The 24,694-nt window shown below is 66.8% G+C and carries 21 protein-coding genes and 2 riboswitches; of the genes, 19 read left to right on the forward strand and 2 right to left on the reverse strand.

Features of this window, described 5'->3' with window-relative positions; translation table 11 throughout:
- The first annotated feature begins 22 nt into the window (after nt 1–22).
- From BRA471DRAFT_RS14935 to cobJ, 7 genes are read left to right on the forward strand one after another with little or no spacing between them, the layout of a single operon-like run.
- Complete coding sequence (locus BRA471DRAFT_RS14935; RefSeq protein ID WP_007608505.1) at nt 23–415, forward strand: DUF1636 domain-containing protein; 393 nt, start codon at nt 23–25, stop codon at nt 413–415.
- Complete coding sequence (gene cobW, locus BRA471DRAFT_RS14940) at nt 412–1,446, forward strand: cobalamin biosynthesis protein CobW (RefSeq protein ID WP_007608507.1); 1,035 nt, start codon at nt 412–414, stop codon at nt 1,444–1,446. Before BRA471DRAFT_RS14935 ends, cobW begins: the two co-directional genes overlap by 4 nt.
- Complete coding sequence (cobN, locus tag BRA471DRAFT_RS14945; RefSeq protein ID WP_007608515.1) at nt 1,446–4,694, forward strand: cobaltochelatase subunit CobN; 3,249 nt, start codon at nt 1,446–1,448, stop codon at nt 4,692–4,694. The genes cobW and cobN overlap by 1 nt, the downstream gene beginning before the upstream one ends.
- Complete coding sequence (gene cobG / locus BRA471DRAFT_RS14950; RefSeq protein ID WP_007608516.1) at nt 4,691–5,854, forward strand: precorrin-3B synthase; 1,164 nt, start codon at nt 4,691–4,693, stop codon at nt 5,852–5,854. Before cobN ends, cobG begins: the two co-directional genes overlap by 4 nt.
- Nucleotides 5,854–6,483 (forward strand): precorrin-8X methylmutase, encoded by a 630-nt coding sequence (locus BRA471DRAFT_RS14955; RefSeq protein WP_007608518.1) that lies wholly within the window; start codon nt 5,854–5,856, stop codon nt 6,481–6,483. Before cobG ends, BRA471DRAFT_RS14955 begins: the two co-directional genes overlap by 1 nt.
- Nucleotides 6,484–6,485: 2 nt before the next feature.
- Complete coding sequence (locus BRA471DRAFT_RS14960; protein WP_007608520.1) at nt 6,486–7,217, forward strand: precorrin-2 C(20)-methyltransferase; 732 nt, start codon at nt 6,486–6,488, stop codon at nt 7,215–7,217.
- Nucleotides 7,214–7,948, forward strand: coding sequence for a precorrin-3B C(17)-methyltransferase (gene cobJ, locus BRA471DRAFT_RS14965; protein ID WP_007608529.1), 735 nt, complete (start codon nt 7,214–7,216; stop codon nt 7,946–7,948). Before BRA471DRAFT_RS14960 ends, cobJ begins: the two co-directional genes overlap by 4 nt.
- On the opposite strand, the gene BRA471DRAFT_RS14970 is transcribed toward cobJ, so the two are convergent.
- Nucleotides 7,924–8,670, reverse strand: coding sequence for a cobalt-precorrin-6A reductase (locus BRA471DRAFT_RS14970; protein ID WP_035973972.1), 747 nt, complete (start codon nt 8,668–8,670; stop codon nt 7,924–7,926). The genes cobJ and BRA471DRAFT_RS14970 overlap by 25 nt on opposite strands.
- On the opposite strand from BRA471DRAFT_RS14970, the gene BRA471DRAFT_RS14975 reads away from it, so the two are divergent.
- From BRA471DRAFT_RS14975 to cobT, 8 genes are all read left to right on the forward strand, one after another.
- Nucleotides 8,669–9,850, forward strand: a complete 1,182-nt coding sequence (locus BRA471DRAFT_RS14975; protein WP_007608533.1) for a bifunctional cobalt-precorrin-7 (C(5))-methyltransferase/cobalt-precorrin-6B (C(15))-methyltransferase — start codon at nt 8,669–8,671, stop codon at nt 9,848–9,850. The genes BRA471DRAFT_RS14970 and BRA471DRAFT_RS14975 overlap by 2 nt on opposite strands.
- Nucleotides 9,847–10,215 carry a cobalamin biosynthesis protein gene (locus tag BRA471DRAFT_RS14980; RefSeq protein WP_007608535.1) on the forward strand — a complete coding sequence of 123 codons (369 nt, stop codon included), beginning with the start codon at nt 9,847–9,849 and terminating at the stop codon, nt 10,213–10,215. The genes BRA471DRAFT_RS14975 and BRA471DRAFT_RS14980 overlap by 4 nt, the downstream gene beginning before the upstream one ends.
- Entirely contained in the window at nt 10,212–10,994 is a 783-nt protein-coding gene (gene cobM / locus BRA471DRAFT_RS14985; protein ID WP_007608537.1) for a precorrin-4 C(11)-methyltransferase, read from the forward strand. Before BRA471DRAFT_RS14980 ends, cobM begins: the two co-directional genes overlap by 4 nt.
- Nucleotides 10,994–12,304: a cobyrinate a,c-diamide synthase gene (locus tag BRA471DRAFT_RS14990; protein ID WP_007608538.1), complete on the forward strand. Its 1,311-nt coding sequence runs from the start codon at nt 10,994–10,996 to the stop codon at nt 12,302–12,304. Before cobM ends, BRA471DRAFT_RS14990 begins: the two co-directional genes overlap by 1 nt.
- A complete protein-coding gene (gene cobA / locus BRA471DRAFT_RS14995; RefSeq protein WP_007608539.1) occupies nt 12,301–13,032 on the forward strand; it encodes a uroporphyrinogen-III C-methyltransferase in 732 nt (243 codons plus the stop codon). Before BRA471DRAFT_RS14990 ends, cobA begins: the two co-directional genes overlap by 4 nt.
- Before the next feature lie 45 nt (nt 13,033–13,077).
- A riboswitch (cobalamin riboswitch) is annotated at nt 13,078–13,298 on the forward strand.
- 36 nt (nt 13,299–13,334) lie between these two features.
- A complete protein-coding gene (locus BRA471DRAFT_RS15000) occupies nt 13,335–14,012 on the forward strand; it encodes an energy-coupling factor ABC transporter permease (RefSeq protein WP_007608540.1) in 678 nt (225 codons plus the stop codon).
- Between the two features lie 45 nt (nt 14,013–14,057).
- Nucleotides 14,058–14,807: a precorrin-6A synthase (deacetylating) gene (cobF, locus tag BRA471DRAFT_RS15005; protein WP_007608542.1), complete on the forward strand. Its 750-nt coding sequence runs from the start codon at nt 14,058–14,060 to the stop codon at nt 14,805–14,807.
- Nucleotides 14,808–14,822: 15 nt separating this feature from the next.
- Nucleotides 14,823–15,875: a nicotinate-nucleotide--dimethylbenzimidazole phosphoribosyltransferase gene (gene cobT, locus BRA471DRAFT_RS15010; protein ID WP_007608544.1), complete on the forward strand. Its 1,053-nt coding sequence runs from the start codon at nt 14,823–14,825 to the stop codon at nt 15,873–15,875.
- On the opposite strand, the gene BRA471DRAFT_RS15015 is transcribed toward cobT, so the two are convergent.
- Entirely contained in the window at nt 15,876–16,448 is a 573-nt protein-coding gene (locus BRA471DRAFT_RS15015; protein WP_007608546.1) for a histidine phosphatase family protein, read from the reverse strand.
- A gap of 72 nt (nt 16,449–16,520) precedes the next feature.
- Nucleotides 16,521–16,723: riboswitch (cobalamin riboswitch) on the forward strand.
- A gap of 116 nt (nt 16,724–16,839) precedes the next feature.
- On the opposite strand from BRA471DRAFT_RS15015, the gene BRA471DRAFT_RS38865 reads away from it, so the two are divergent.
- The 4 genes from BRA471DRAFT_RS38865 to BRA471DRAFT_RS15035 all read left to right on the forward strand — a co-directional run bounded on the left by BRA471DRAFT_RS38865 (nt 16,840) and on the right by BRA471DRAFT_RS15035 (nt 24,684).
- Entirely contained in the window at nt 16,840–19,197 is a 2,358-nt protein-coding gene (locus BRA471DRAFT_RS38865) for a TonB-dependent siderophore receptor (RefSeq protein ID WP_007608550.1), read from the forward strand.
- Nucleotides 19,198–19,208: 11 nt separating this feature from the next.
- The gene (locus BRA471DRAFT_RS15025) at nt 19,209–20,636 is read left to right on the forward strand and encodes a PepSY domain-containing protein (protein WP_007608551.1); all 1,428 of its coding nucleotides are present in this window, start codon (nt 19,209–19,211) and stop codon (nt 20,634–20,636) included.
- 461 nt (nt 20,637–21,097) lie between these two features.
- Nucleotides 21,098–23,107 carry a hydantoinase/oxoprolinase family protein gene (locus BRA471DRAFT_RS15030; RefSeq protein WP_007608552.1) on the forward strand — a complete coding sequence of 670 codons (2,010 nt, stop codon included), beginning with the start codon at nt 21,098–21,100 and terminating at the stop codon, nt 23,105–23,107.
- Nucleotides 23,104–24,684 (forward strand): hydantoinase B/oxoprolinase family protein, encoded by a 1,581-nt coding sequence (locus tag BRA471DRAFT_RS15035; protein WP_007608553.1) that lies wholly within the window; start codon nt 23,104–23,106, stop codon nt 24,682–24,684. Before BRA471DRAFT_RS15030 ends, BRA471DRAFT_RS15035 begins: the two co-directional genes overlap by 4 nt.
- The last annotated feature ends 10 nt before the right edge of the window (nt 24,685–24,694 follow it).

Here is a 24,694-nt window from a genome sequence, read left to right on the forward strand (position 1 = left end):
GCTGTTTATTCTGGAAGAAGCGATGACCGTCACACTTCATGTCTGCATCACCTGCCGCGCCGGCCAGACGCTTGGCGAGGGCGAGACGACGCCCGGCAAGCGCCTGCACGGTGCGATCCTCGAGGCCGGCGTGCCTGACGGCGTCAGCGTGGTTCCCGTCGAATGCCTGTCTGCGTGCAACCAGGGTTGCTCGGTCGCGCTCAGCGCGCCCGGCCGCTGGTCCTATGTCTATGGCCGTCTGTCGGATGCGAATGCGAGCGACGTGGTCGCGGGCGCCGCGGCCTATGTGGCCGCACCCGACGGCCTCGTGCCATGGCGCAGCCGCCCGGAGATCTTCCGCAAGCAATCGCTTGCCCGCATTCCCCCCATTCCCCCCATTCTCCCCTTGGCCGTCGTGCCGGAGGCCGCCGAATGAATTCGCTCGCAAAAGTCCCGGTCACGGTCGTCACGGGCTTTCTCGGTTCCGGCAAGACCACGCTGATCCAGCATCTGCTTGCCAACGCCAACGGGAAGAAGCTGGCGGTGCTCGTCAACGAGTTCGGCAGCGAGGGCGTCGATGGCGAGATTCTGAAATCCTGCGCCGATGCGAATTGTCCGGAAGAGAACATCATCGAACTTGCTAATGGCTGCATCTGCTGCACCGTTGCCGACGATTTCATTCCGACCATGGAGAAGCTGCTGTCGCGGTCGGTGCGGCCCGATCACATCCTGATCGAGACCTCGGGCCTGGCGCTGCCCAAGCCGTTGCTCAAGGCATTCGACTGGCCGGAGATCCGTTCGCGCATCACGGTCGACGGCGTGATCGCGCTGGCCGACGCCGAAGCTGTCGCCGCCGGCCGTTTCGCGCCCGACCCTGACGCCGTCGAGGCGCAGCGCGCGGCGGACGGCAATCTCGACCATGAGACGCCGCTGTCGGAAGTGTTCGAGGACCAGATTGCCTGCGCCGACATCGTGCTGCTGACCAAGGCCGATCTTGCGGGCGCGGCAGGCCTCGAAGCAGCCAAGGCGGCGATCACCGCCGAGATGCCGCGCCGCGTGCCGATGCTGGCGATCACCGACGGTGCGATCGACGCCCGCCTCATCCTCGGCCTCGGCGCTGCCGCCGAGAACGATCTCGCCGCGCGTCCCTCGCATCACGACGGCGAGGAGGATCACGAGCACGACGATTTTGCATCCGTCGTCATTGATGTTCCTGAGGTGACCGATATCGACACGCTGGTCGCATCCGTTCAGCGTCTGGCGCGCGAGCAGAACGTCCTGCGCGTCAAGGGATACATCGCGGTGGAAGGCAAGCCGATGCGCCTCTTGCTGCAAGCGGTCGGCGAGCGCGTGCGACACCAGTTCGACAAGCCCTGGGGCATGGGTGCGAGGCAGTCAAAGCTCGTCGTGATCGGCGAGCACGGAAACATTGATGAAGCCGCGATCAAGGCGGGACTCGGTATCTGATGCACGTCGTCTTCCGCGAGAGCCGCGGTCTCGAGGAGACTGCGACACCAAGGGACATCGGCCAGGACCCGGCCGATCTCGTGGTGCTCTCGTATTCGGATTCCGATCTGGCGGCGTTCGCGGCCGGCTGGCGCCGGGGCCGCGACAGCCTGCCGTCGCTACGCCTCGTCAATCTCGCCGAACTCCGTCATCCGCTCTCGGTCGACACCTACATCGAGCGCACGCTTGCGCAGGCGCGCGGCATCCTCGTGCGTCTGATCGGCGGGGAATCCTACTGGCCGTATGGGCTCGCGGCGCTGCAGCAACTGGTGAAGGAGCGCGGCATCGTGCTGGCCGTGTTGCCGGCCGACGGCCGCGACGACACGCGACTGGATGCATATTCGACCCTGCCGGTCTCGACCTTGCGGCGGCTCAAGGTGCTCTGCGACACCGGCGGCCCTGTCGCGGCGCAAGCCGCGATCGCTCAGCTTGCGTTGGCCTCGGGCCTCTATGCGGGACCTGTTATCGGCGAGATGACCGTGCCCGAGATGGGCTTTTACGATCCGGCGCGCGGTGTCATTGCCGCGCCGGCGTCGGGTGAGGGCAGGCCGCGCGCGCTGGTGATCTTCTATCGCTCCTATCTCACGGCCGCGGACACTGGCCCGGTCGATGCCCTGATCGCCGCATTGCGCGAGAAAGGGTTCGACGCGTTTGGTGTGTTCGTCACCTCGCTGAAAGCCGCGGGGGTCGCGGATTGGTTGCGGGTGTATCTTGCGCAAAATCCGCCGGCCGCGATCGTCAATGCGACGGCGTTCTCGGCGATGGGCGACGACGGCACGACGCCGTTCGATGTCGCGTCCTGCCCGGTGTTCCAGGTCGCGCTCTCCACGGCACGCCGCGAGGACTGGGCGAGCTCGCTCCGCGGCCTCTCGCCCGGCGACCTCGCGATGCATGTGGTGCTGCCCGAGGTCGACGGCCGCCTCTTTGCGGGCGTGGTGAGCTTCAAATCGGCGGCGATGCGCGATCCCGATTTGCAATTTTCGCATCTGGCACACAGGCCCGACGCGGAGCGCGTCAACGCTGTCGCCGCGCGCGTTGCGGCCTGGCGGCGCCTTGCGGAGACGCCGGCTGCTGAAAAGCGGTTGGCACTCGTGCTCTCCAACTATCCGGGCCGCCCGCATCAGATCGCGCATGCGGTTGGTCTCGATGCGCTGGCGTCGGTCGAGGCTTTGGTGTCCGACCTCGCGGAAGCCAGCTTCGATGTCGCGCCGGTCCACGGACTCGGCGAGAGGTTGCTCAAGCAGACCTTGAACTGGAGCGTCGCCGATTACCGCGCGGCACTCTCGCGCCTTCCGCAAGTGTTACAGGATGATCTCGCGCAAGCCTGGGGCGCGCCGGAGACCGATCCGGGTTGTCGCGACGGCGCCTTCCATTTCGCCGCGATTCAATGCGGCCGGTCGATCATTGCGGTTCAGCCGGAGCGTGGCGATGCGACCACGCGCGATGCCGACTATCACGATCTCGCCCGCACGCCGCGCCACGCCTATGTCGCGTTCTCTCTCTGGCTCCGGGAGCAGGGCTGTGATGCCGTCGTGCACATGGGCGCGCACGGCACGCTGGAATGGCTGCCCGGAAAATCCGTGGCGCTGTCGCAGGCGTGCTGGCCGGAAGCCCTGATCGGCAATTTGCCCGTCATCTATCCCTTCATCGTCAACGATCCCGGCGAGGCCGCGCAGGCCAAGCGGCGCCTGGGTGCCGTCACCATCGGACATCTGCCGCCGCAACTCGCGGCATCAGCGGTGCCAGACGGATTGCGCAGGCTTGAACAGCTCCTCGACGAGTACTCGACGGCCGATGGCCTCGATCCCGCCCGCCGCCAGCGTCTGATCGCCGCGATCCGCGACGAGGCGCGCGCGGCAGGCCTTGAAGACGATCTTGGCCTCGATGCAGCCGCCGCGCCGGCCGAAGCGATTCCGCGGATCGACCGCTTCGTCTGCGATCTCAAGGAAAGCCAGTTCGGCGACGGCCTGCACGTGTTCGGCCGCGGCGCCTGCGGTGAAGCGGAACGCGACGCTTTGCGGGTCGCGCTTGCAGGACAGCGCGTCGCGCCGGGGCCGTCAGGCTCACCCTATCGCGGCCGCCAGGACGTGCTGCCCACGGGACGCAATCTCTTTGCCGTCGATCCGCGCGCGGTGCCAACGCCGTCCGCGCATGCGCAAGGCATCAAGCTCGCGGAAGAGCTGCTCCGCCGTCATCTGCAGGATCATGGCGACTGGCCGAAGGGCCTTGTCGTCGATCTCTGGGGCTCGGCGACGATGCGCACCGCGGGCGAAGAGTTTGCCATGGCGCTGCATCTGGCCGGCCTCGCGCCCCGCTGGGATCACGCGTCGGGCCGTGTGACCGGCTACGACATCATCGCGCCTGCCGAGCTTGGTCGGCCCCGCATCGACGTCACGCTGCGCGTCTCGGGCCTGTTTCGCGACGTCTTCTCAGGCCTTGCGCAATTGTTCGAAGCGGCAGCCGAGGCGCTGTCGACGCGCGAGGACGAGGGCGACGAAAATCCATATCGCCATCGCATATCGCGCGTGTTCGCGCCGCGTCCCGGACAATACGGCGTGGGTCTCTCGGCAATCCCGGACGCCTTCACGCCCGAGACGCGCGAGGCCGCCGGCGAAGCGTGGCTCTCGGCATCGTCATGGGCGTTCTCGGCCAATGGCGAAATCAAGCTCGATCGTGCGGGTATCGAGAAGCGGCTCGCATCCGCCGATGCTTTTGTTCACGTGCAGGATTTGCCGGAAACCGATCTTCTGCTCGCGGCCGACTATGCAGCGCATGAAGCCGGCATTGCGGCGGCCGCAGCACATCTCGGCGCGGCGAAGCCATCACTCTATCATCTCGATGCGACGCGCGCCGAGCAGCCGCATGCGCGTACGCTGACCGAAGAAATCTCCCGTGTCGTCCGCGCGCGCGCGGCCAATCCGGCCTGGATCGCCGGCATGATGCGCCACGGTTTTCGCGGGGCGGCCGAGATCACCGCAACGCTCGAGCACATGGCCGCCTTCGCGCATCTGGCCGGCGCGGTGCCGCCGCATCTGTTCGACCTCTACTACGATGCGACGCTCGGCGATGACGACGTTCGTGCCTTCATGGCCCGCGAAAATCCGGCGGCACTCGCCGCGATGGAGACGTGTTTCACGCGCCTGCATGAGGCCTCGCTCTGGCGAACGCGCCGCAATTCGATTGCGGCTGCGCTGCGGGAGGCGTCATGAGCGCTTCCGTGGTCAAGGGCTGGTGTCCCGGCGCGCTGCGCCCGATGCAATCGGGCGACGGGCTCGTGGTCCGCGTGCGTCCGTTCGGCGGACGGCTCGATGCGGCGCAAATCTCCGGACTGGCCCATCTCGCCGAACGCCATGGCAACGGCCTGATTGACGTGACCAGCCGGGCCAATCTCCAGATCAGGGGCGTCAACGAGACCAGCCACAGGCTGCTGCTCGACGGCCTTTCGCAACTGGCGCTGCTCGACCCGGACGCCGACACCGAATCCCGTCGCAACATCCTTGTGACGCCGTTCTGGCGTGCCGGGGACACGACCCAATCGCTCGCCGCCGAACTCGAGGAGGCGCTCGCCGATAGCACGCTCGAACTTCCAACCAAATTCGGCTTCGCGATCGATGACGGCACCTCACGCGTACTTGCGGGAGATTCCGCGGACGTGCGGATTGAGCGCGATCGTTCCGGCGGACTGCTGGTGCGGGCTGATGGCGACAAGCTTGGCCGCTCCGTCGCGCGCGGCGAGGCCGTGACCACCGCGCTCGCGTTCGCCGACTGGTTCGTGACCTCAGGCGGCGCCAGAGGCGGGCGAGGGCGGATGGCGGCGCATCTTTCAACCGGTGCAATCTTGTCGGCGGCATTGCGCGGCGAGGCCGAGCCGGCGCCGATCATGGCCGCGGCGCGTCCCGGCCTCTATGCGCAAGGTGCGATGGTCGGGGTCGCCTTCGGACAGATGGCGTATGCAACGCTCAACCAGTTCGCCGGTTGCGGGCATGCGCTGCGCATGACGCCATGGCGGATGGTTTTGAGCGAAGGCAAGCGCGCGATGCCGAACGCGACCGGTCTCATCACCGAGGCCTACGACCCTGCGCTGCGCGTCATCGCCTGCAGCGGTGCGCCACGCTGTCGCGAGGCGCATGCCGATACCCGTGGCCTTGCCGCGGCCCTGGCCCCGAACATCGGCGCGGCCGCACGGCTCCACGTCTCCGGCTGTGCCAAGGGCTGCGCCCATTCCGGTCCCGCTGCCATCACTCTGGTCGCGACCGGCGCGGGCTTCGATCTCGTGCGCGGTGGGTCGACACGCGATGAGCCCATCCTGCGTGGGCTGAACCGCGACGACATCGTCCGAGATCCCTCCATCCTGATGGGAGGGCACTGATGCCGTACAGTTACGAGACCGACGGCGCGGCGATCTACCGGCAGTCCTTTGCGACCATCCGGGCCGAAGCCGATCTTGCGCGCTTCACGCCGGACGAGGAGCAGGTCGTGGTGCGGATGATCCATGCCGCCGGCATGGTCGGTCTGGAGGCGCATATCCGCTTCACATCAGGCATGGCGGTCGCCGCGCGCGCGGCGTTGCAGAAGGGCGCACCGGTCCTGTGCGACGCGCGCATGGTCTCCGAAGGAATTACGCGCGCGCGGCTTCCCGCCGCCAACGCCGTCATCTGCACCCTGGGCGACGAGACTGTTCCCGCGCTCGCGCAGTCGATGCGCAACACCCGTTCGGCTGCGGCCCTGGAGCTGTGGCGGCCGCATCTCGACGGCGCAATCGTGGCGATCGGCAACGCGCCGACCGCGTTGTTTCATCTCCTCAACATGCTGGAGGACCGGGACTGCCCGCGGCCCGCGGCGATCATCGGCTGTCCCGTCGGCTTCGTCGGCGCCGCGGAGTCCAAGGCGGCGCTGATGGCCGATCGGAAGGTCCCCGCGCTGACCGTCGAAGGCCGCCTCGGCGGTTCCGCGATCACGGTCGCGGCCGTGAACGCGCTGGCGAGCCGGAGCGAATAGCGATGGGACGCATCATCTGCTGCGGTCTCGGCCCCGGTGATCCTGACATGATGAGCGTGCGCGCCGATCGCACAGTGCGCGGCGCAAGGCATGTCGCCTATTTCCGCAAGAAGGGCCGGCCCGGTCAGGCGCGACGCATCGTCGAGGGCATGTTGGCTGCCGACGTTACCGAATATCCGATGGAATATCCTGTCACCACCGAGATCGCCTTCGACACGCCCGAATATGTCCAGCTGCTTGCCGGCTTCCATGACGAATGGGCGGAACGTCTGGCGCGGCTGGCGCGCGCAGTCGATGTCGTCGTGCTCTGCGAGGGCGATCCTTACTTCTACGGCTCCTTCATGCATCTGCACACGCGTCTGCAGGGCCGCGTCGAGATCGAGGTGATCGCCGGCATTCCCGGCATGGTCGGCTGCTGGAATGGCGTGGGACAGCCGATCGCGCTCGGCGATGACGTGACGACGGTGCTCATGGGCACGCTTGCCGAAGCAGAGCTCGAACGCCGCATGCGCGATTCCGATGCGCTCGTGATCATGAAGACCGGGCGCAATCTCGCCAAGGTGCGCCGCGCGCTCGCGTCCGCCGGACGGCTGGACGACGCGTGGCTGGTCGAGCGCGGCACCATGCCGGGGGAGCGCGTGGTGCGGCTCGCGGAGATCGATGCCGCCGACTGCCCTTATTTTGCGATCGTGCTCGTGCACGGCAGGGGCCGGCATCCGGACGCCGCGGAATGACGGGCACGCTGACCATCGCGGGCCTCGGGCCGGGCAGCGATGCGCTGGTGACGCCCGAAGTCTCCGCCGCGCTTGCCGCTGCGACCGACATTCTGGGCTACGCGCCCTATGTCGCGCGAGTGCCGCCGCGATCGGGACTCAAGCTGCATCCCTCCGACAATCGCGAAGAGCTGCAGCGCGCGAGCGAGGCGCTGCGGCTCGCGGCCGAAGGCGGCCAGGTCGTCATCGTGTCCTCGGGCGACCCCGGCGTGTTCGCGATGGCCTCCGCCGTGTTCGAGGCGCTCGAACAGGCGCCGCAATGGCGCGAGCTGCCGATCCGCGTGCTGCCCGGCATCACCGCGATGCTGGCGGCTGCCGCGCGCGCCGGCGCGCCGCTCGGCCATGATTTCTGTGCGATCAACTTGTCGGACAATCTCAAGCCGTGGGCGGTGATCGAGAAGCGCCTGCGGCTCGCCGCGGAAGCCGATTTTGCCATTGCGATGTACAATCCGCGCTCGGCGAGCCGGCCGGAAGGATTTGGCCGTGCGCTCGCAGTGCTGAACGAGGCCGGCTGCGGCGAGCGCCTCGTGATCTTCGCGCGCGCGATCAGCGCCGCTGATGAAAGGATCGAAACCGTCAGGCTGAACGAAGCGACACCTGAAATGGCCGACATGCGCACGCTGGTGATCGTCGGCAATTCGCAGACACGCCGCGTCGGCCGCTGGGTCTATGCGCCGAGGCAGGCCCGATGACCCAGCCACTGCATGATCTCGGGCACGCTCTCGACCCGCAATCGGTCCGGCAGTTGTGGTCGCGCGATCATGATCACGGGCAGGCCGAGCCTGCGGGCTGCGTCGATCTTGGCGCGCGCGCCGTCGCCGCCCGAATTGCGGGCGACGATCCGGGTGATGCTGCGTTTGCGCATCATCTCCAGCTCGCCCTCAAGCGTGAACGGCCCACGCGACACGATGACGTCCGCGGCAAAGGGCAGGGGCGCATCGGGCGGATCGACGAATCTCAGCGTGTAGGCGTGCTGCGTCCTGGTCGCGAACGGCGCGATGTGCTGGCGGCCGATGGCGAGGAACACATTTGCCGCCGCCTCGGGCAGAGCGGCGACCGCGGCGTCGACATCAGGTATTTCGATCCAGTTGTCGCCGGGCGCTTTCATCCAGGGCGCACGCTCCAGAGCGATCAGCGGCGTGCCGATTTCCGCGCATGCCGCGACCGCATTGCGGCTCATCTCGGCGGCAAAGGGATGCGTCGCGTCGATCACATGCGTGATGTGCTCGCTGCGGATGTAATCGACAAGACCGCTGACGCCGCCAAAACCGCCGATGCGCGTCGGCAACGGCTGATTGGCAGGCACACGGGTGCGGCCGCCGTAGGAATACACGGCGTCGATGCCGGCGCGCGCGATCTCTGCCGCGAGCAAGCTCGCGTCGGCCGTTCCGCCCAGAATGAGGGCGCGCGTCATGGCTGATCCTTGGCTGACCATCATCGGTATCGGCGAAGATGGCCTCGCCGGGCTGTCCGAGGCAAGCCGAAAGGCGCTCGCCAGGGCTGAAACTGTCTTTGGCGGTGAACGGCATCTTGCACTGGCCGGCGTCACCGGGCGCGGCCGTCCATGGCCGGTGCCGTTCGATGCAGAGATCGTGCTGAGCCGCTGCGGCGAGCCAACGGTCGTGCTCGCCTCCGGCGACCCGTTCTGGTTTGGCGCCGGCGCGAGCCTCGCCGAAAAGCTCCATAGCGACGAATGGATCGCGTATCCAGCTGCCTCGACATTCTCGCTCGCCGCCGCGCGATTGGGCTGGCGCCTCGAAGCAATTGCCTGTCTCGGTCTCCATGCCGCGCCATTCGAGCGTCTCGTGCCGCATCTGGCGCACGGTGCACGCATCATTTGCCTCGTGCGCGATGGCAAGGCGGCCGGTGATCTTGCAGAATGGCTGACGGCGCGTGGATGGGGTGCTTCGGCATTCTGGACGCTCGCTGCGCTTGGCGGGCCGCGCGAAAGTATCGACGCGCATCGCGCCGACAGCTTCGCAGGCGATCTTGCCGGGAGTCTGGTCACGGTAGCCGTGGAGGCGAGAGGAGCGCAGGGCCTTCCCCGCAGTTCGGGACTATCGGACGAACTCTTCGTCCATGACGGCCAGATCACCAAGCGTCCGGTCCGTGCGCTCGCGCTCTCGGCGCTGGCGCCGCGTCCCGGTGAACGGCTCTGGGACATTGGCGCAGGTTCGGGTTCGATTTCGGTCGAGTGGACGCTGTGCGGCGGCACCGCGATCGCCGTCGAGGCGCGCGAGGATCGCGCCGCGAACATTCGCAACAACGCAGCGGCGTTCGGGTTGGCACATCGGATCACAATCGTCGCGGGAAAGGCGCCGGAAGCCCTTGCTGCGCTGGACGGGCCTGACGCCGTGTTTATCGGCGGCGGGCTCGACATCGTGATGTTCGACGCCATCTGGTCGCGGCTCTCGCCCGGTACGCGGCTGGTCGCGCATTCAGTGACGCTGGAGACGGAAGCGCTGGTGGGTGAACTGCACCAGCGCCACGGCGGCGACTTGATGCGGGTCGAGATTGCGCACGCCGCTCCGCTCGGCCGCTACCGTTCCTGGGACGTAGCGCGGCCGGTGGTGCAATGGAGTGCGGTCCGATGAAGGTCGCCGGGCTTGGATTCAAGCGGGACGTCACGCTGGCCTCGCTGCGTGAGGCTCTTCGGGCGGCCGGCGGTCCCGAAGGCCTCGCAGCGATGGCAACGGTCAGCGACAGGGCCGACGCGGAGGCGCTGAAGCAGCTTGCGCGCGAATGCGGCATACCGATCAAGGCAATCACCGCCGAAATGCTGGCCGGCATCGACACGCCAACACAGTCAAAGCTCATCGCGGAAAAATTCGGGACGGGATCGGTCGCCGAAGCCGCGGCCCTCGCGGCAGCTGGACCTCGCGCGCGATTGATTGCGACGCGGGTGGTCTCGCAGGATCGCACCGCGACCGCGGCGATCGCGGAAGGAGACGGCGCATGACGGTGCATTTCATCGGCGCAGGGCCGGGCGCTCCTGACCTGCTGACGTTGCGCGGCCGCGACCTCATCTCCGCCTGTCCGGTCTGTCTCTATGCCGGATCGCTTGTCCCCGAAGGCGTCTTGGCGCATTGCCCGCCCGGAGCGCGGATCGTCAACACCGCGCCGCTGTCGCTCGACGAGATCATCGCGGAGATCGCTGCCGCGCATGCCGACGGCAAGGACGTCGCGCGGCTGCATTCTGGCGATCTCTCGATCTGGTCGGCGATGAGCGAGCAACTCCGCCGCCTGCGCGCGCTCGACATTCCTTACACCGTCACGCCCGGCGTTCCCGCTTTCTCGGCCGCCGCGGCTGCGCTGGAGGTCGAGCTGACGCTGCCCGGCCTTGCCCAGACGGTGGTGCTGACGCGCACGCCTGGCCGAGCCAGCGCGATGCCGGAAGGCGAGAAGCTCGCGGCCTTCGCCGCCACCGGCGCAGTGCTCGCCATCCATCTGTCGATCCATCTGCTCGACAAGGTCGTCGCCGATCTGACGCCGCATTACGGCGCGGATTGCCCGGTCGCGATCGTCTGGCGTGCGAGCTGGCCCGACCAGCGCATCGTCCGCGCCACGCTCGCAACACTCGACCTAGCTGTCGGCAGCGAGATGGAGCGCACTGCATTGATTCTGGTCGGCAGGACGCTGGGCTCGGCGGATTTTTCCGAGAGCCGTCTCTATGCTGCCGATTATGACCGTCGCTATCGGCCGGTCGGCGCCGAGCCGCGCTTTCCGGAGGTGTCGTGATGGCGGCAGGGCTCGTCATCTCCGCGCCGGCGTCGGGCGTCGGCAAGACCACGCTGACGCTGGCGCTTGCCCGCGCCTGGCGCAACGGCGGATTGCGGGTGCAGTGCTTCAAGAGCGGCCCCGATTACATCGATCCCGCGTTTCATGCAGCCGCGACAGGACGCGCCTCAGTCAACGTCGACAGCTGGGCGATGGATCGCGGGACAATCTCGCATCTCGTCAGTCGCGCCATTGACGCCGATGTCGTGCTGGCCGAAGGCTCGATGGGCCTGTTCGACGGCGTGGCTGCCCGTGGCGTCTGCGGCACCGGGGCGACCGCCGACGTTGCGGAGATGCTGGACTGGCCGGTGCTGCTGGTGATCGATCCATCCGGCCAGGCACAAACGGCGGCGGCAATCGCGGCGGGCCTTCGCGACTACCGCCCCGGTGTGCGCCTTGCGGGCGTCGTGCTCAATCGCGTTGCGAGCCCGCGCCACGAAGCTCTCGTGCGGCGTGCGCTGCTGGACGCCGGCATCGCCGTGTTCGGCGCGCTGCCGCGCCATGCCGAGATCAGCCTGCCGAAGCGGCATCTCGGGCTGGTCCAGGCCGAGGAGCAGGCGGAGATCGGCAAGCTGATCGACGAGGCCGCGCGCTTCGTCGCAGAGCATGTCGATCTCGACGCGGTGCTGCGTTCGGCGGCCACGTGGTCGCCGCAACCTGCCGCGAGCCACGTCAACGTGACGCCGCCCGGCCAGCGCATTGCGTTGGCCCGCGACGCCGCGTTCTCCTTCGTCTATCCGCATATGCTGGAAGCGTGGCGCGCGGCGGGTGCGGAGATATCGACATTCTCGCCCCTCGCCGATGAAGGCCCTGATCCGGGCGCCGATGTGTGCTGGCTGCCTGGCGGCTATCCCGAGCTGCAGGCCGGCAAGATCGCGGCCAATGCGCGCTTCCACAGCGGATTGCGCGCCTTCGCCGAGACGCGGCCGGTACACGGCGAATGCGGAGGCTATATGGTGCTGGGCACTGCTTTGACCGATGCCGACGGCATCCGCCACGAGATGACGGGCCTGCTCGGCCTCGAGACGAGCTTTGCCAAACGCCGCATGCATCTGGGCTACCGCCTCGCCGAGCTCGCCGCGCCGATGCCGGGTCATCGGGCGGGCGCACGCCTGCGTGGCCACGAATTCCACTATTCGACGATCGTCGCGCAGCCCGACACGCCGCTGGCGGTCGTGCACGACGCGACAGGCGCGGTGATCGCCGAGACCGGCTCGCGGCGGGGACGAGCCACCGGCACGTTCTTCCACCTGATCGCGGAGGACCGGTGAGCGGTTTTGTGTCCTTCGTCTCCGCCGGCCCCGGCGATCCCGAACTCCTCACGCTCAAGGGTGCCGCGCGCCTGCGCGAGGCCGATGTCGTGCTCTATGACGATCTTGCTTCGGGCGCGATCCTCGATCTGGCCCGGCCCGGCGCCAATCTCGTCGCGGTGGGAAAGCGGGCCGGACGGCCCTCGACCAAGCAGCACCACGTCAACCGATTGCTGGTCGACTATGCCGCAACAGGCGCGCGCGTGGTGCGGTTGAAGTCCGGCGATGCCGGCATCTTTGGCCGGCTCGAGGAGGAGCTCGAGACCCTGCGTGAAGCGGGCATCGGCTACGAGATCATTCCGGGCGTCACCACGGCCTGCGTGGCTGCGGCCCAGGCCGGGATTCCCTTGACCCGGCGCCATACCTCGCGCCGGGTGCAGTTCATCACCGGCGCGGACGTCACCGGCGAGCTGCCGCCAGACCTCAATTGGGTGGCGCTGGCCGATCCCGAGGCGACGACCGTGGTCTATATGGGCCGGCGCACATTTCCGGCGCTCGTCGCAAAATTGATCGAGCACGGGCTCGCCCCGACCACGCCGGCGTTGTTTGCCGAATCGCTCGGCCGTCCCGATGAGCGACTGGTCCGCACCACCATTTCGGAACTTGCCGAGCAGCTTGCGCGGGGCGGAGCGGCATCCACGGCGGCCGTCATCCTGTTCGGCGCGCTGGCGGGGGATTATCCGTCATGACGCTCTCGGCCGCCCTTCACCCCTTGACGCCCGGCTGGCGAAAGGGGCACACAGGAGAGGCATGGTGCTCGACGCGGCGCAAAGCGCCGGAGCATAATCGGGAATGGGGATGGGCGGACCCAATTGCGGCGCCCAAAACCCCAGCCGCCCCCGCGACTGTAAGCGGTGAGGGACTTCGATCAGCCACTGGGCCGCAAGGCCCGGGAAGGCCGGAGACTCCCAGTGAACCGCGAGCCAGGAGACCGGCCGTGCACGTTTTGAGGCCAAGGCCGTCGGGTGTGACGGCAAGAAGGATCTGAGCCATGCATATCGAACCCGGACTAGTCTCGGACGCCAAGCTCGTGCTGAGTTACGCAACCGGCATCGCCGTCGGCGGCGTTGCCTTGAAGCTCGCGGTCGAGACCGTGCGCGAGCAGGGCATCACGTCGTTCGCGGCGCGCACGCTCGCCACCACGGGACTCGTGTTTATCTTCTTCGAGATCCTGCCGCACTTCCCGGTCGGCGTCTCCGAAGTGCACTTCATCCTCGGCTCGACCTTGTTCCTGCTGTTTGGAGCGGCGCCTGCGGCCTTCGGCCTCGCGTTCGGCCTGCTGTTCCAGGGCATCTTCTTCGAGCCGCCCGACTTGCCGCAATATGGCATGAACGTCACCACGCTGCTGGTGCCGCTGTTCGGGATCCAGGCAATCGCCACGCGGATCATTTCGCGCAACACGGCCTATGTCGATCTGAAGTACCGCCAGGCGCTGGCGCTTTCGACGACCTATCAGGCCGGCGTCATCGCCTGGGTCGCGTTCTGGGCGCTCTATGGCGCCGGTTTTGCCGTGACCAACCTTGCCAGCATCGCGACCTTCGCGGCGTCCTATGCGCTCGTCATCGTGATCGAGCCTCTTGCCGATCTCGGCGTGCTGGCGCTGGCGAAGTCGCTGCGCGGCGTCACCGCGGCCGGCCTCGTCACGCCGCGTTTGCACAACGCGGCCTAGAGACAAGCGAACGGGCGGCCGTCATGGCCGCCCTTCGCAGCTCCGATGCTCACGCTCTCCCTGATAGGCATCGGTTGCGGCGATCCCGGGCAGCTCACGCGCGCCGCGATCGGTGCCATCAACGCGGCCGATCTCGTCCTGATCCCGCGCAAGGGGACGGCCAAGTCCGATCTCGCCGATCTCAGGCGGACGATCTGCGCGGATGTGCTCACCAGCGACACGACGCGCATCGCCGAGTTCGATCTGCCCGTGCGCGACGCCGCTGAAGCGGACTATCGCAAGGGCGTGGACGATTGGCACGATGCCGTGGCCGCTGTCTGGTCGCAGACGATCGCAGATCATCTCGAAGGCAAAGGCAAGGTCGCGCTGCTGATCTGGGGCGATCCCTCGCTTTACGATTCCTCGCTGCGCATTGCGCGGCGGCTCGATCCTTCACCTGAGATCGAAGTCGTGCCCGGCATCACCTCGATCCAGGCGCTGTGTGCAGCGCATGCGCTGCCGCTCAACGATATCGGCGAGCCCTTTCTGGTCACGACCGGACGTCGCTTGCGCGATGGCGGCTGGCCGGCGGGTGTCGATACCGTGGTGGTGATGCTCGACGGCGGCACGGCGTTCCAGTCGCTTGATCCGGCGGACCTGCACATCTGGTGGGGCGCCTATCTCGGCATGCCCGATCAGATTATCATGTCCGGCGCGCTGGCCGAGATCGGTCCGCGTATTGTCGCCGTCCGGCAAGAGGCGCGCGACCGGCACGGCTGGATCATGGACAGTTACATCCTCAAGCGCAGGCCGTGAGGCAAGCGAGGCAGCATGCTCCCCGAATGGGTCACCCAACAATGCCCCGATATCTCCGCAGTCCATCGCGAGGCGGCGGTCGCGCGGCAGGCGCAACTGACGAAACCCGCCGGCGCGCTTGGCCGGCTCGAGCAGCTCGCGATCGAGCTTGCGGGCCTGCAAGCAACCGAGCAACCGCGCGCGGCGCGGGTGCCGATCATCATCTTCGCCGGCGATCACGGCATCGTCGCGCAGGGCGTCTCGGCCTATCCGCAAGAAGTGACCATCGCGATGCTGGCGAATTTCGCCTCCGGCGGTGCCGCGATCTCGGTGCTCGCGCGTGAGCTGGGCTCCAGCCTGGAGGTCGTCGACACCGGCACGCTGGCGCAGGAGGAGATGGCTGGGATCGTGACCGACAAGCCGCGCAGCGGCACGCGCGATTTCAGCGTCGAAGCTGCGCTCAGCCCCACAGAGCTGGCATTTGCGTTCGAAGCCGGCCAGCGCGCAGTCGCTCGCGCCGAGGCTAGCAAGCCCGATCTTCTGATCTTCGGCGAGATGGGCATCGGCAACACCACGACATCGGCGGCGATTGCGGCGAGCCTGCTCGGCATGGGTGCCGAGGAGATCGCGGGCAGCGGCACCGGCATCGACGCGGCCGGCCGTGTGCACAAGGCGCGGGTGATCGACGCTGCGATCGCACGCCATGGCATTGCGGGCGCTTCGCCCGAAAAGATCCTGTGCGCCGTCGGCGGCCTCGAGATCGCGGCCATCTGCGGTGCAGTTATCGCAGCAGCGCAGCGCCACATCCCCGTGTTGATCGACGGCTTCATCGTGTCGGTCGCGGCGCTGGCGGCGGCGCGGCTCAACCCGTCGTGCCAGCCGTTCCTGCTGGCCTCGCATCAGTCCGCCGAGCAGGGGCATCGGCTGGTGCTTCGCGCGCTCAACGTGCAACCGCTGATCAGCCTCGATCTCAGGCTCGGCGAAGGATCGGGCGCGGCCATCGCGCTGCCGCTGGTCCGGGCGGCCTGTGCGCTCCACAACGGCATGGCGACCTTTGCGCAGGCCAATGTGCCAGATCGTCCGGCCTGATCAAATCATCGGCTGATTGACGCAGACCACGCGCCAGCCGGTCGCGAGCCGGTCGATCCGGGTCAGCGACAGCGGATCGATCACGAAGCGCAGCGCCGCTTGTGGCGTCAGATCCAGCGCGATGCACAGCGCCGCGCGGATTGTGCCGGAATGCACGACCAGCGTTGCGGCTCCGGCGCCGATCTTCGGCAGACCCAGCCGGACCCGCGTGACTTGATCCTCAAAGCTTTCGCCGCCCGGCGGCCGTCCGCGCGCCGGATCGCTCCAGAACCGTGCATAGGCCTCGCCACCGGTCGCGGCGAGTTCGTCATGCCGACGGCCGGTCCAGTCGCCAAAGCTCTGCTCGCTGAATTCGTCCAGCTGCAGAGGGTCGAGCCCAAGCGCGCGAGCCGTCTCGACCGTGCGCCGCGACGGGCTCGCATAGCTCGCGGCGTCCCGCGGCAGGCGCTGCCGCAGCGCCTCCAGCTGCGCGCGAGCGCCGAGATCGGCCGGCGCGTCGGCTGCATGGATCGTCCCCGTGACGCCATCGACGGGCGCGTGCCGTATCAGCCAGAGGAAGGTCTCGCCTTCCATGCTTATCTCCAAGGAAACTGGTCGTTGTGGCAATAACGCCGCAACTGGCACATTGACTCTGTCTTGATCGTAATCCTAGATGCTCGCGACGGTTTCCCCGAGAGGGGATGAAAAGGGAATGCGGTGCGGGGACGTTGTCCCCAATGCCGTGGCTGCCCCCGCAACTGTAAGCGGCGAATCTTGCGTCACATGCCACTGGGTGTCTCGGTCCCGGGAAGGCGACGTAAGGTACTGACCCGCGAGCCAGGAGACCTGCCGTCAGCCGTGGTCACACGCGAAGATGTCGGTCGGGGAGTACAGACATTCGGCTTCATCGGAAGGCTTATGAGCCGGAAGATGGGACCTTGGTTCGCTGTGACGTGCCACTGACGTCATACCGAGGTCCAAGACCGTGTCTCCCGTTCGCATTGTACGACCGCGCGCGCTCCTGCTCGCATCCGCGGCGCTGACATCCTCTGTCATTCTTGATCTACCCGCCGCACTGGCGCAGCAGGCCCGCGAACCTCTGCCGCCGGTCGAGGTCACGCCCGCCCAATCCCGCAAGCCGGCCAGGCCCGCCGTACGGGAGGCGCAGGGCCCACGGCGCGCAGCTGCGCGCCGGCCAGCGGCCGGGTCTGTAGCGCCCAAGCCAGTCGTGCCAATCGCGGCAGCATCGACGCCGCTCAATACCAATGCCGTGGCCGAGAGCGCCTCGCGCCTCGGCCTGACCGTGCGCGAAACGCCCGCGACCGTGGAAGTGATCTCGGCCGCAACCATGCGCGAGCAGGGCTATCGCACCGTGTCCGACGTCGCCCAGGGAGCAGTCGGCGTCACAGCCGGCGACAATCCGGCTGAACCCTCGGCTTTCTCGATGCGCGGCTTCACCAACAGCCAGATCAACACACTCTACAACGGCATCAAGATCGGTCCGCAGAACATGACCTCGCGGATCACCGACACGGCCAATCTGGAGGCTGTCGAATTCCTGAAGGGGCCGGCATCGCTGATGTCGGGCGAGGGCGCCGCCGGCGGCGCGATCAACTTCGTCACCAAGCAGCCGCACACCGGTCCGATCCGCAATGAGGCGGATTTCTCCTGGGACTCGCTCAATTCGTTCCGGGCGCATTACGGCTCGGGCGGCAGCACCAATGTGCAGGGGCTGGACTATCGCTTCGACGTCAGCCGTTCCTCGCTCAACGGCTTTGCCGACGACACCAACACCAAGACGCTCGACGTGTCGGGCCAGCTCAATTACCGCATCTCCGACAGTCTCAAGGTCTGGGGCGCGATCGAGTACCGCGAGGACCGCTCGAAGGCCTATTGGGGCGCGCCGCTGGTGCCGATTGCCTTCAGTGGCTCGCATGCGACGACGGGGATCGTGTCCGGCAATTACATCTCGAACTACAACAAAACCAATCTCGGTGCGGTCACGATCGATGACCGCACCTTCAACACCAACTACAACGTTCTCGACAATCGCAACGTCGCACAGGAGGTCTGGCTGCGCGGCGGTTTCGAGCTGAAGCTGGCGCCCGACCTGACGCTGAAAAGCCAGGCCTATGGTTACGGCGCAGAGCGCACGTGGTTCAACAACGAGATCGAGGCGTTCAATTCCGGTACGAACCTGGTGGACCGCGAGCGCTTCTATGTCGCGCACAGCCAACGCCTGGTCGGCAACATCACCGACCTGATCTGGGATGCGAATATCGCCGGCTTTGACAACCGCTTGGTCACGACGCTATCCTCGAGCTATCTTGATTTCGTGAGGCCGGGCGCCGCAAATTTCCCCGGCGATTCCGTTCCACTGGTCGATCCGCCCCGCGGCTACTACGGCCTGCTCACTATTCAGCAGCAGACCGCGCGCATCGACAATGAGGCGCTGTCATTCGAGGACCGGCTGAAGCTCACGCGCAGCTTTTCGCTAGTCGGCGGCCTGCGCGTCGAGCATATCGGGCTCGACCGCAATTCGACCGACAAGTTCGCTCTGGAGAAGGCGAACTTCCCGTTCTCGCAATCGTGGGCCCCGACCACCGGCCGTATCGGCTATACGTGGGAAGCCGTTCCGGGCCTGACCTTCTTCAGCCAATATGCGACCGGCGCCGACATCGCAGCCAACAACATCTTCCTGCTCAATCCGACCGATCCGCTCAACCTGACCACCGCGCGCACCTATGAGACCGGCGTCAAGCATCTGTTCTGGGACAACAGGGCCGAGTGGTCGTTCTCGGCCTATGACATCCTGCGCAAGAACGTCTATGCCGCGGCCGGCGGCATGCAGCTCAACCTCGCCGGACGGCAGGAATCGAAGGGCATCGAGCTTGCCGCGTCCGTGCGTCCGATCGAGCCTCTGCGTCTCTGGGGCAACATCGCCTATGTCGATGCGCGCTACGCCGACTACGATTTTGTCGGCGGCTCGTTCTCCGGCAACACGCCGCCGAACGTCCCGCGCGTCGTCGCCAATGCCGGCGCGTCGTACCGTTTCTTCACGCCCTGGGCGGTCGAGCTCGGCATCACCGGCCGCCATGTCGGCGACCGTTACAACACCGATGCCAACACCGTGACGCTGAAGGCCTACACCGTGGCCGATGTCTACGCCTTCGTCGACATCCCCAAGACCGTGTTCAACGCGGTCGACCAGGCCCGCCTGACCTTCCGGGTACGCAACATCGCCGACAAGCGTTACGCGATCTGGGGCGATCCGTTCTATCCCGACCAGATCCTGCTGGGCGCGCCTAGGACCTATGAAATTTCGGCCGCGTTCAAGTGGTAGGACGCTGATCGATGATGCGCGCGATCGTCCTGCTGCATCGATGGCTCGGGATCGCGTTCTGCCTGCTGTTCGCGATGTGGTTCGCGACGGGGATCGTGATGCACTTCGTTCCGTTTCCCTCCCTGACGGAATCTGAACGCTTTGCCGGGCTCGTGCCGCTGGCTAGCGCTGAGACCAGGATTGCGGTCGCCGATGCCATTGCCGCGAGCGGCATCGCGGATGCGACGCGCGTTCGCCTGATCCAGCGCAGCGACGGACCGGTCTATGTCGTCGCGGGGCCGTCGCGCGCGGGCGCAGTCCGCGCCTCCGACGGTGTCGACGCCTCGGTCTCGTCTTCCGAGGTCGCGCTGGCCATCGCGCGAGACCACGCACGCAGCCGTGGGCTGGATGCCGCGCGGGCCGCGATCGTTGCGCGCGCGGACTATGACCAATGGAGCGTGCCGAACGGCTTTGACCGTCATCGGCCCCTGTTTCGGGTTGCCCTGGGCGACGCCGCCGCAACGGAGGTCTATGTCTCCTCGCTCACCGGCGAGATCGTTCTGGATACGACGCGCAACGAGCGGACCTGGAATCTCGTCGGCAGCGTGCTGCACTGGATCTATCCGACAGTCCTGCGAAGTAATTGGTCGCTGTGGGATCGCGTGGTCTGGACCTTGTCGCTGCTGGCACTGATCGCAGCATTGCTGGGCGCTGTGCTCGGGCTTGCGCGGATCAAACCTCGAGGCGGTCTGATCGGCTCGCCCTATCGTGGCTGGCATGCGCTGCATCATCTCATCGGCCTCGCGGCGATGGTGTTTGTGCTGACCTGGATTTTCAGTGGCTGGCTCTCGATGGATCACGGGCGGCTGTTCTCGCGTGGGCAATTGACCTCGGCTGAATCCAGCGTGATGAACGCTTCACCGAATTGGACGGCTGCCCCATCGCTCGATCGGCAGCCTGTGTCGCCGTTGGCCCGTGAGATCGAATGGTTTGCCTTCAACGGCAATCTCTATCGGCGGGATCGCACCGCTCTTGCCGCTCAGACCTTGATTAGGGCAGGGGATGCGCCCCGCGATGGGGCGACGGGATCTCTGGATGTGCAGGAGGTCGAGAGGCTGACCGCGCGTCTCGCGGCCGGCTGCGGCGTACCGTCCGTACTTGCCGACAACGACAACTATCCCGCGCAGTCCACCGTTCCGGGTGCCCCGGTCTACCGCTCGTACTGCGGCGACCTCTGGTTCGACATCGACGGCGCCGACGGCCATTTGCTGCAAAGGCTGGATTCGTCGCGGCGGGCTTATCGCTGGTTCTACGGCGCGCTGCACACGCTGGATTTTCCCGTCCTCGTCGCGCGCCCGTTGCTGCGCGACGGTTTGGTCGTCGGGCTCTGCGCCCTCGGCTTTCTGTTCTCCATCACGGGCATTGCCATCGGCTGGCGCCGCCTCGTCGCGATGCGTTGAGCGGGGCAAAACCACCGCTTACTGATCGTACAATAAAGAGAGGCTGAGCCGACTGGCATGCATAGCTCATAAGCAATCGCATGGCCCGGAGCGCCGGTCGATCGCCTGCAAATTAGACAGTATTTGCGCCGCGCGTGGATTGCAGTGCAACGGATGGGGCTTTTCGCCCTGGAAAACTCGTGTGCGCTGCACTTATCCTGGGTGGAACGATCCACACTGACGTGCTCTCCATGCGGGCAGCGCTGCACTAAAAAGTGCCTCGGCGCGTCGCGCCGGTTGCGGGCCGGTCCTGTGCGTTGCGACAACTCCGGCCCTATCCCGAGGCCATCGCTCTGTCGCACGCTCGCAAGCGGTGGCATGACAGGGGGATGATGATGAGCGCTCTCGGTTTGCGATTGAACTTGGCTATGGACGGGAAGCACCCGGCGTCCGGTTCGAACGTCGTCCGTAGCTGACGCCACATGAGCACCGACGAAAATCACTGGGAAGTCGGCACCGATATCGGCGGCACCTTCACCGACATCATCGCGATCCGACACTCCCCCGCGGAGGCGCGGATCGCGAAAGTGCCGTCGCGACCTCAAGCTCCGGTTCAGGCAATGCTGGAGGCGATCGAGGCGGTGGGCCTGCGCAAGAGCGAGGTCAAGCGCTTCGTCCACGGCACCACGCGCGTGACCAACGCCATCGTCGAAGGCCGGCTGCCGAAAGTGGCGCTGGTCGCGACCGAAGGATTTGCCGACGTGCTGGAGATCGCGCGCTATCGCCGCCGCGATCTCTATCGTCTCAACGTCCCGCCGAAATCGCCGCCGCTGGTGCCGCCCGAACGATGTTTTGGCCTCGCCGAGCGCCTCGACCACGAGGGCCGGGTGCTGAAGACGCTGGATGACGCGGAGATCGAGCGTCTGGTGGCCTGGCTGAAAATGACGGGCGTACAGAGCGTCGCGGTCGCGCTGCTGCACGCCTACGCCAATCCCGTCCACGAGAAAATGCTCGGCGAGCGGCTCAAGGGCGTCGTTGCCCACGTCTCGCTGTCGCACGAGGTCAATCCCGAGGCGCGCGAATACGAGCGGACTTCGGCGACCGTGTTCAACGCGGCCGCCATGCCGATCGCGGTGGAGTATCTCAGCGAACTGGAGCAGCGCCTCCCGATTGGGCCCGGCCTGCAGGTGTTTCATTCGGCCGGCGCCATGGTCCCGATCTCGGCCGTGAAGCGGCGGCCGCTGGTGATGGCGATGTCGGGCCCCGCGGCCGGCGTCTCCGCATCCGTCAGCATCGCGCGCCAGCTCGGCAGGTCGCGGATGCTGACGTTCGACATGGGCGGCACCACGACCGACGTCTGCCTGATCGTTGACGGCCAGGCCGAGATGACAGACGGCCGGATGCTCGGCGACAAGCCGCTGCGCCAGCCGATGCTTGCGGTTCATTCGATCGGGGCGGGCGGCGGATCGATTGTTCGCAACGGCCCCGGTGGCCTGACCGTCGGACCGGAAAGTGCCGGCTCCGAGCCGGGACCGGCCTGCTACGGCCGCGGCGGTACCGAGCCGACCATCACCGACGCCAACGCCGTGCTCGGCTATCTCAATCCCGAAACCAAACTTGGCGACCGGATCGGAATCGACATTCAGGCAGCGACTGATGTCATCGCGCCGATCGCGCGCACTCTGGGGCTGAGCATGACCGAAACCGCGCTCGGCATCATCAAGGTCGCGAATGCGACAATGGCCCGCGCGCTCCGCCGCGTCACGGTCGAGCGCGGTATCGACGGGCGCGACTGCACGCTTCTCGCCTTCGGCGGTGGTGGCCCGATGCACGCCGCGGGCCTTGCCGATCTCTACGGGATTGCCGAGGTCGTCGTTCCCAGCGCATCGAGTGCGTTTTCGGCGCTGGGTTGTCTCACCGCCGATTTCAGCTTCCTCCAGCAGCAAACCCTGCGCGCGGCGCTCGACGGCATCGACCTCGCCCGTATGTCCGAGCGGATCCGGGTGCTGATCGACGATGCCTCGGCGCCGCTGATTGCCAACGGCGTTGCCGCGACCGAGATTCAGATCGAGCTGGTGGCCTTGATGCGCTACGCGGCGCAGAACGACGCAATTCCGGTGCCGTTCGCGCGACCGCTCGACGTCATCACGCTGAAGAGGGATTTTCTGGCCCGGCACCACGAGCTGTTCGGCTATGCGACGGGCGAGAGCTGCGTCATCGAATCCGTGCGGGTGCAGGCACGCCGTCCGTCGGCGACCGTCGTGAGCCGGCCGACCGTCGCGGTCAGGACGGTATCAACCGGCGAGCGCATCTGCTCGTTCGACGGCTTTCACGACATCGCGACAAGCATCATCGACCGCGCGTCGCTGACCGAAATCGTCAACGGCCCGGCCATCATTGAAGACGCATGGTCGACCGTGGTGGTCCCGCCCGGCTGGCAGGCAAGGCCGGATGTTTCAGGCAATTTGTTCCTGACGCGGGGGGCGGCATGAAGCTCGATCCGTTCGTCGTCGAAGTCATCAGGCACGGGCTCTCGGCCGCGGCCGAGGAGATGAGCCTGGTGATGACGCGCTCGGCGCGCTCGCCGCTGCTGCGCGAGGCCGGCGACCTGTCGTCGGCGATCACGGACGGCCGCGGCGACCTGGTCGGACAGGGTCGCGACATTCCGATCCATCTCGGCGCAATGGCCTATACGGTCCTCGAATTGCTGAAGGTGGTGCCGCGGGACGGCCTAAGAGACGGCGACGCACTGATCTACAATGTCGGCCCGCTCGGCGGCAACCATCTCAACGACGTCAAGGTCGTGCGGCCCGTCTTCGTCGATGGCGAGATCGTCGCGTTCGCGGTCAGCCTCGCGCATTGGCCCGATATCGGCGGCACCTGGCCCGGCAGCTATTTTGCGAAAGCGATCGACACCTTCCAGGAGGCGATGCGGATTCCGCCGGTTCTGATCGCTACGGCAGCCGGCGTCAATACGCCGATCGTGCAGCTGCTCAAGGCCAATGTTCGCGATCCCGAATCCTGCGAGGGCGATCTTCTCGCCCAGATCGCAGCGACCAAGGCCGGCGAGAAGCGCATCGTCGACCTTTGCCGCGAGCACGGCAAGGCGGTCTTCACGGCGGCGCAGTCGCGCCTGCACGATCTCTCCGAAATCGAGATGCGCGAGGCGTTGCGCGATCTGCCTGATGGCGTCTACGAGGGCGAGGATTATCTGGACGACGGCGGCGCCGACGATGCGCCCGCGCGCATTCATGTCAAGATCACCATCGCCGGCGACGAAGCGACTTTCGATCTTTCGGGAAGCTGCGACCGCGTCTCGAATTTCTGCAACACGACGCCGTTCATGGCGCGCTCGGCGGTGGCCTATGCCGCGCGCATCATGAGCGGGCGCGACATGAACCAGAACGCGGGCGCGCTGCGGCCGCTGACCATCATCACGCGCCCGGGCTCGATCCTGGAGCCGGGGTGGAATGCCTCGGTTGCGGCCGGCAACCACGAGACCTCGATGCGCATCGTCGATGCGATTTTTCGCGCGATGCAGAATACGATCCCCGAACGTCTGTCGGCCGGCGGGGCGACCACGGCGGGTGTCCTCTTCTTCGCCGAATCGCGACAGAACGGTTCGTGGAAGATGCTCTACGAGGTCCACGGCGGTGGCGAGGGCGCGCGGCATGATCGGGACGGGATCTCGGCGACGCGGGTGCATCTGTCCAACACTTCGAACACGCCGGTCGAGGTGATCGAGGCGAATTACGCGATTCAAGTCGAGCAGCAGGCCATTCGCCGGCAGTCCGGCGGCACGGGAGCCCATCGCGGCGGGGACGGCGTCATCCGTACCTATCGCATCCTGGCGCCGTCGATGCATTTGACCACCTGCATCGAGCGCATGGTGATCGCGCCGTTCGGCATGCAGGGCGGCGAACCCGGCAAGGCCTGCCGCATCTCGCTGATCAGGCAGAGCGCGAACGTCGCGATCGACGGCAAGTCGAACCTGGTGCTGCAGCAAGGCGATCTCGTCACGATCGAGACCTGCGGCGGCGGTGGCTACGGCGTCGAGGCTGCGGAATGAAGGGATTGCA

This window comes from Bradyrhizobium sp. WSM471, from assembly GCF_000244915.1.
Classification (GTDB): Bacteria; Pseudomonadota; Alphaproteobacteria; order Rhizobiales; family Xanthobacteraceae; genus Bradyrhizobium.

What these genes read in the sequence shown, in the direction of transcription:
- cobM (WP_007608537.1), top strand. Translation starts at nt 10,212, where the DNA reads ATGACGGTGCATTTCATCGGCGCAGGGCCGGGCGCTCCTGACCTGCTG.
- cobW (WP_007608507.1), top strand. Translation starts at nt 412, where the DNA reads ATGAATTCGCTCGCAAAAGTCCCGGTCACGGTCGTCACGGGCTTTCTC.
- cobG (WP_007608516.1), top strand. Translation starts at nt 4,691, where the DNA reads ATGAGCGCTTCCGTGGTCAAGGGCTGGTGTCCCGGCGCGCTGCGCCCG.
- cobF (WP_007608542.1), top strand. Translation starts at nt 14,058, where the DNA reads ATGCTCACGCTCTCCCTGATAGGCATCGGTTGCGGCGATCCCGGGCAG.
- BRA471DRAFT_RS15015 (WP_007608546.1), bottom strand. Translation starts at nt 16,448, where the DNA reads ATGGAAGGCGAGACCTTCCTCTGGCTGATACGGCACGCGCCCGTCGAT.
- BRA471DRAFT_RS14990 (WP_007608538.1), top strand. Translation starts at nt 10,994, where the DNA reads ATGGCGGCAGGGCTCGTCATCTCCGCGCCGGCGTCGGGCGTCGGCAAG.
- BRA471DRAFT_RS15025 (WP_007608551.1), top strand. Translation starts at nt 19,209, where the DNA reads ATGATGCGCGCGATCGTCCTGCTGCATCGATGGCTCGGGATCGCGTTC.
- BRA471DRAFT_RS14935 (WP_007608505.1), top strand. Translation starts at nt 23, where the DNA reads ATGACCGTCACACTTCATGTCTGCATCACCTGCCGCGCCGGCCAGACG.
- BRA471DRAFT_RS15035 (WP_007608553.1), top strand. Translation starts at nt 23,104, where the DNA reads ATGAAGCTCGATCCGTTCGTCGTCGAAGTCATCAGGCACGGGCTCTCG.
- BRA471DRAFT_RS14970 (WP_035973972.1), bottom strand. Translation starts at nt 8,670, where the DNA reads ATGACGCGCGCCCTCATTCTGGGCGGAACGGCCGACGCGAGCTTGCTC.
- BRA471DRAFT_RS15000 (WP_007608540.1), top strand. Translation starts at nt 13,335, where the DNA reads ATGCATATCGAACCCGGACTAGTCTCGGACGCCAAGCTCGTGCTGAGT.
- BRA471DRAFT_RS14980 (WP_007608535.1), top strand. Translation starts at nt 9,847, where the DNA reads ATGAAGGTCGCCGGGCTTGGATTCAAGCGGGACGTCACGCTGGCCTCG.
- cobJ (WP_007608529.1), top strand. Translation starts at nt 7,214, where the DNA reads ATGACGGGCACGCTGACCATCGCGGGCCTCGGGCCGGGCAGCGATGCG.
- cobN (WP_007608515.1), top strand. Translation starts at nt 1,446, where the DNA reads ATGCACGTCGTCTTCCGCGAGAGCCGCGGTCTCGAGGAGACTGCGACA.
- cobT (WP_007608544.1), top strand. Translation starts at nt 14,823, where the DNA reads ATGCTCCCCGAATGGGTCACCCAACAATGCCCCGATATCTCCGCAGTC.
- BRA471DRAFT_RS15030 (WP_007608552.1), top strand. Translation starts at nt 21,098, where the DNA reads ATGAGCACCGACGAAAATCACTGGGAAGTCGGCACCGATATCGGCGGC.
- BRA471DRAFT_RS14960 (WP_007608520.1), top strand. Translation starts at nt 6,486, where the DNA reads ATGGGACGCATCATCTGCTGCGGTCTCGGCCCCGGTGATCCTGACATG.
- BRA471DRAFT_RS14955 (WP_007608518.1), top strand. Translation starts at nt 5,854, where the DNA reads ATGCCGTACAGTTACGAGACCGACGGCGCGGCGATCTACCGGCAGTCC.
- BRA471DRAFT_RS14975 (WP_007608533.1), top strand. Translation starts at nt 8,669, where the DNA reads ATGGCTGATCCTTGGCTGACCATCATCGGTATCGGCGAAGATGGCCTC.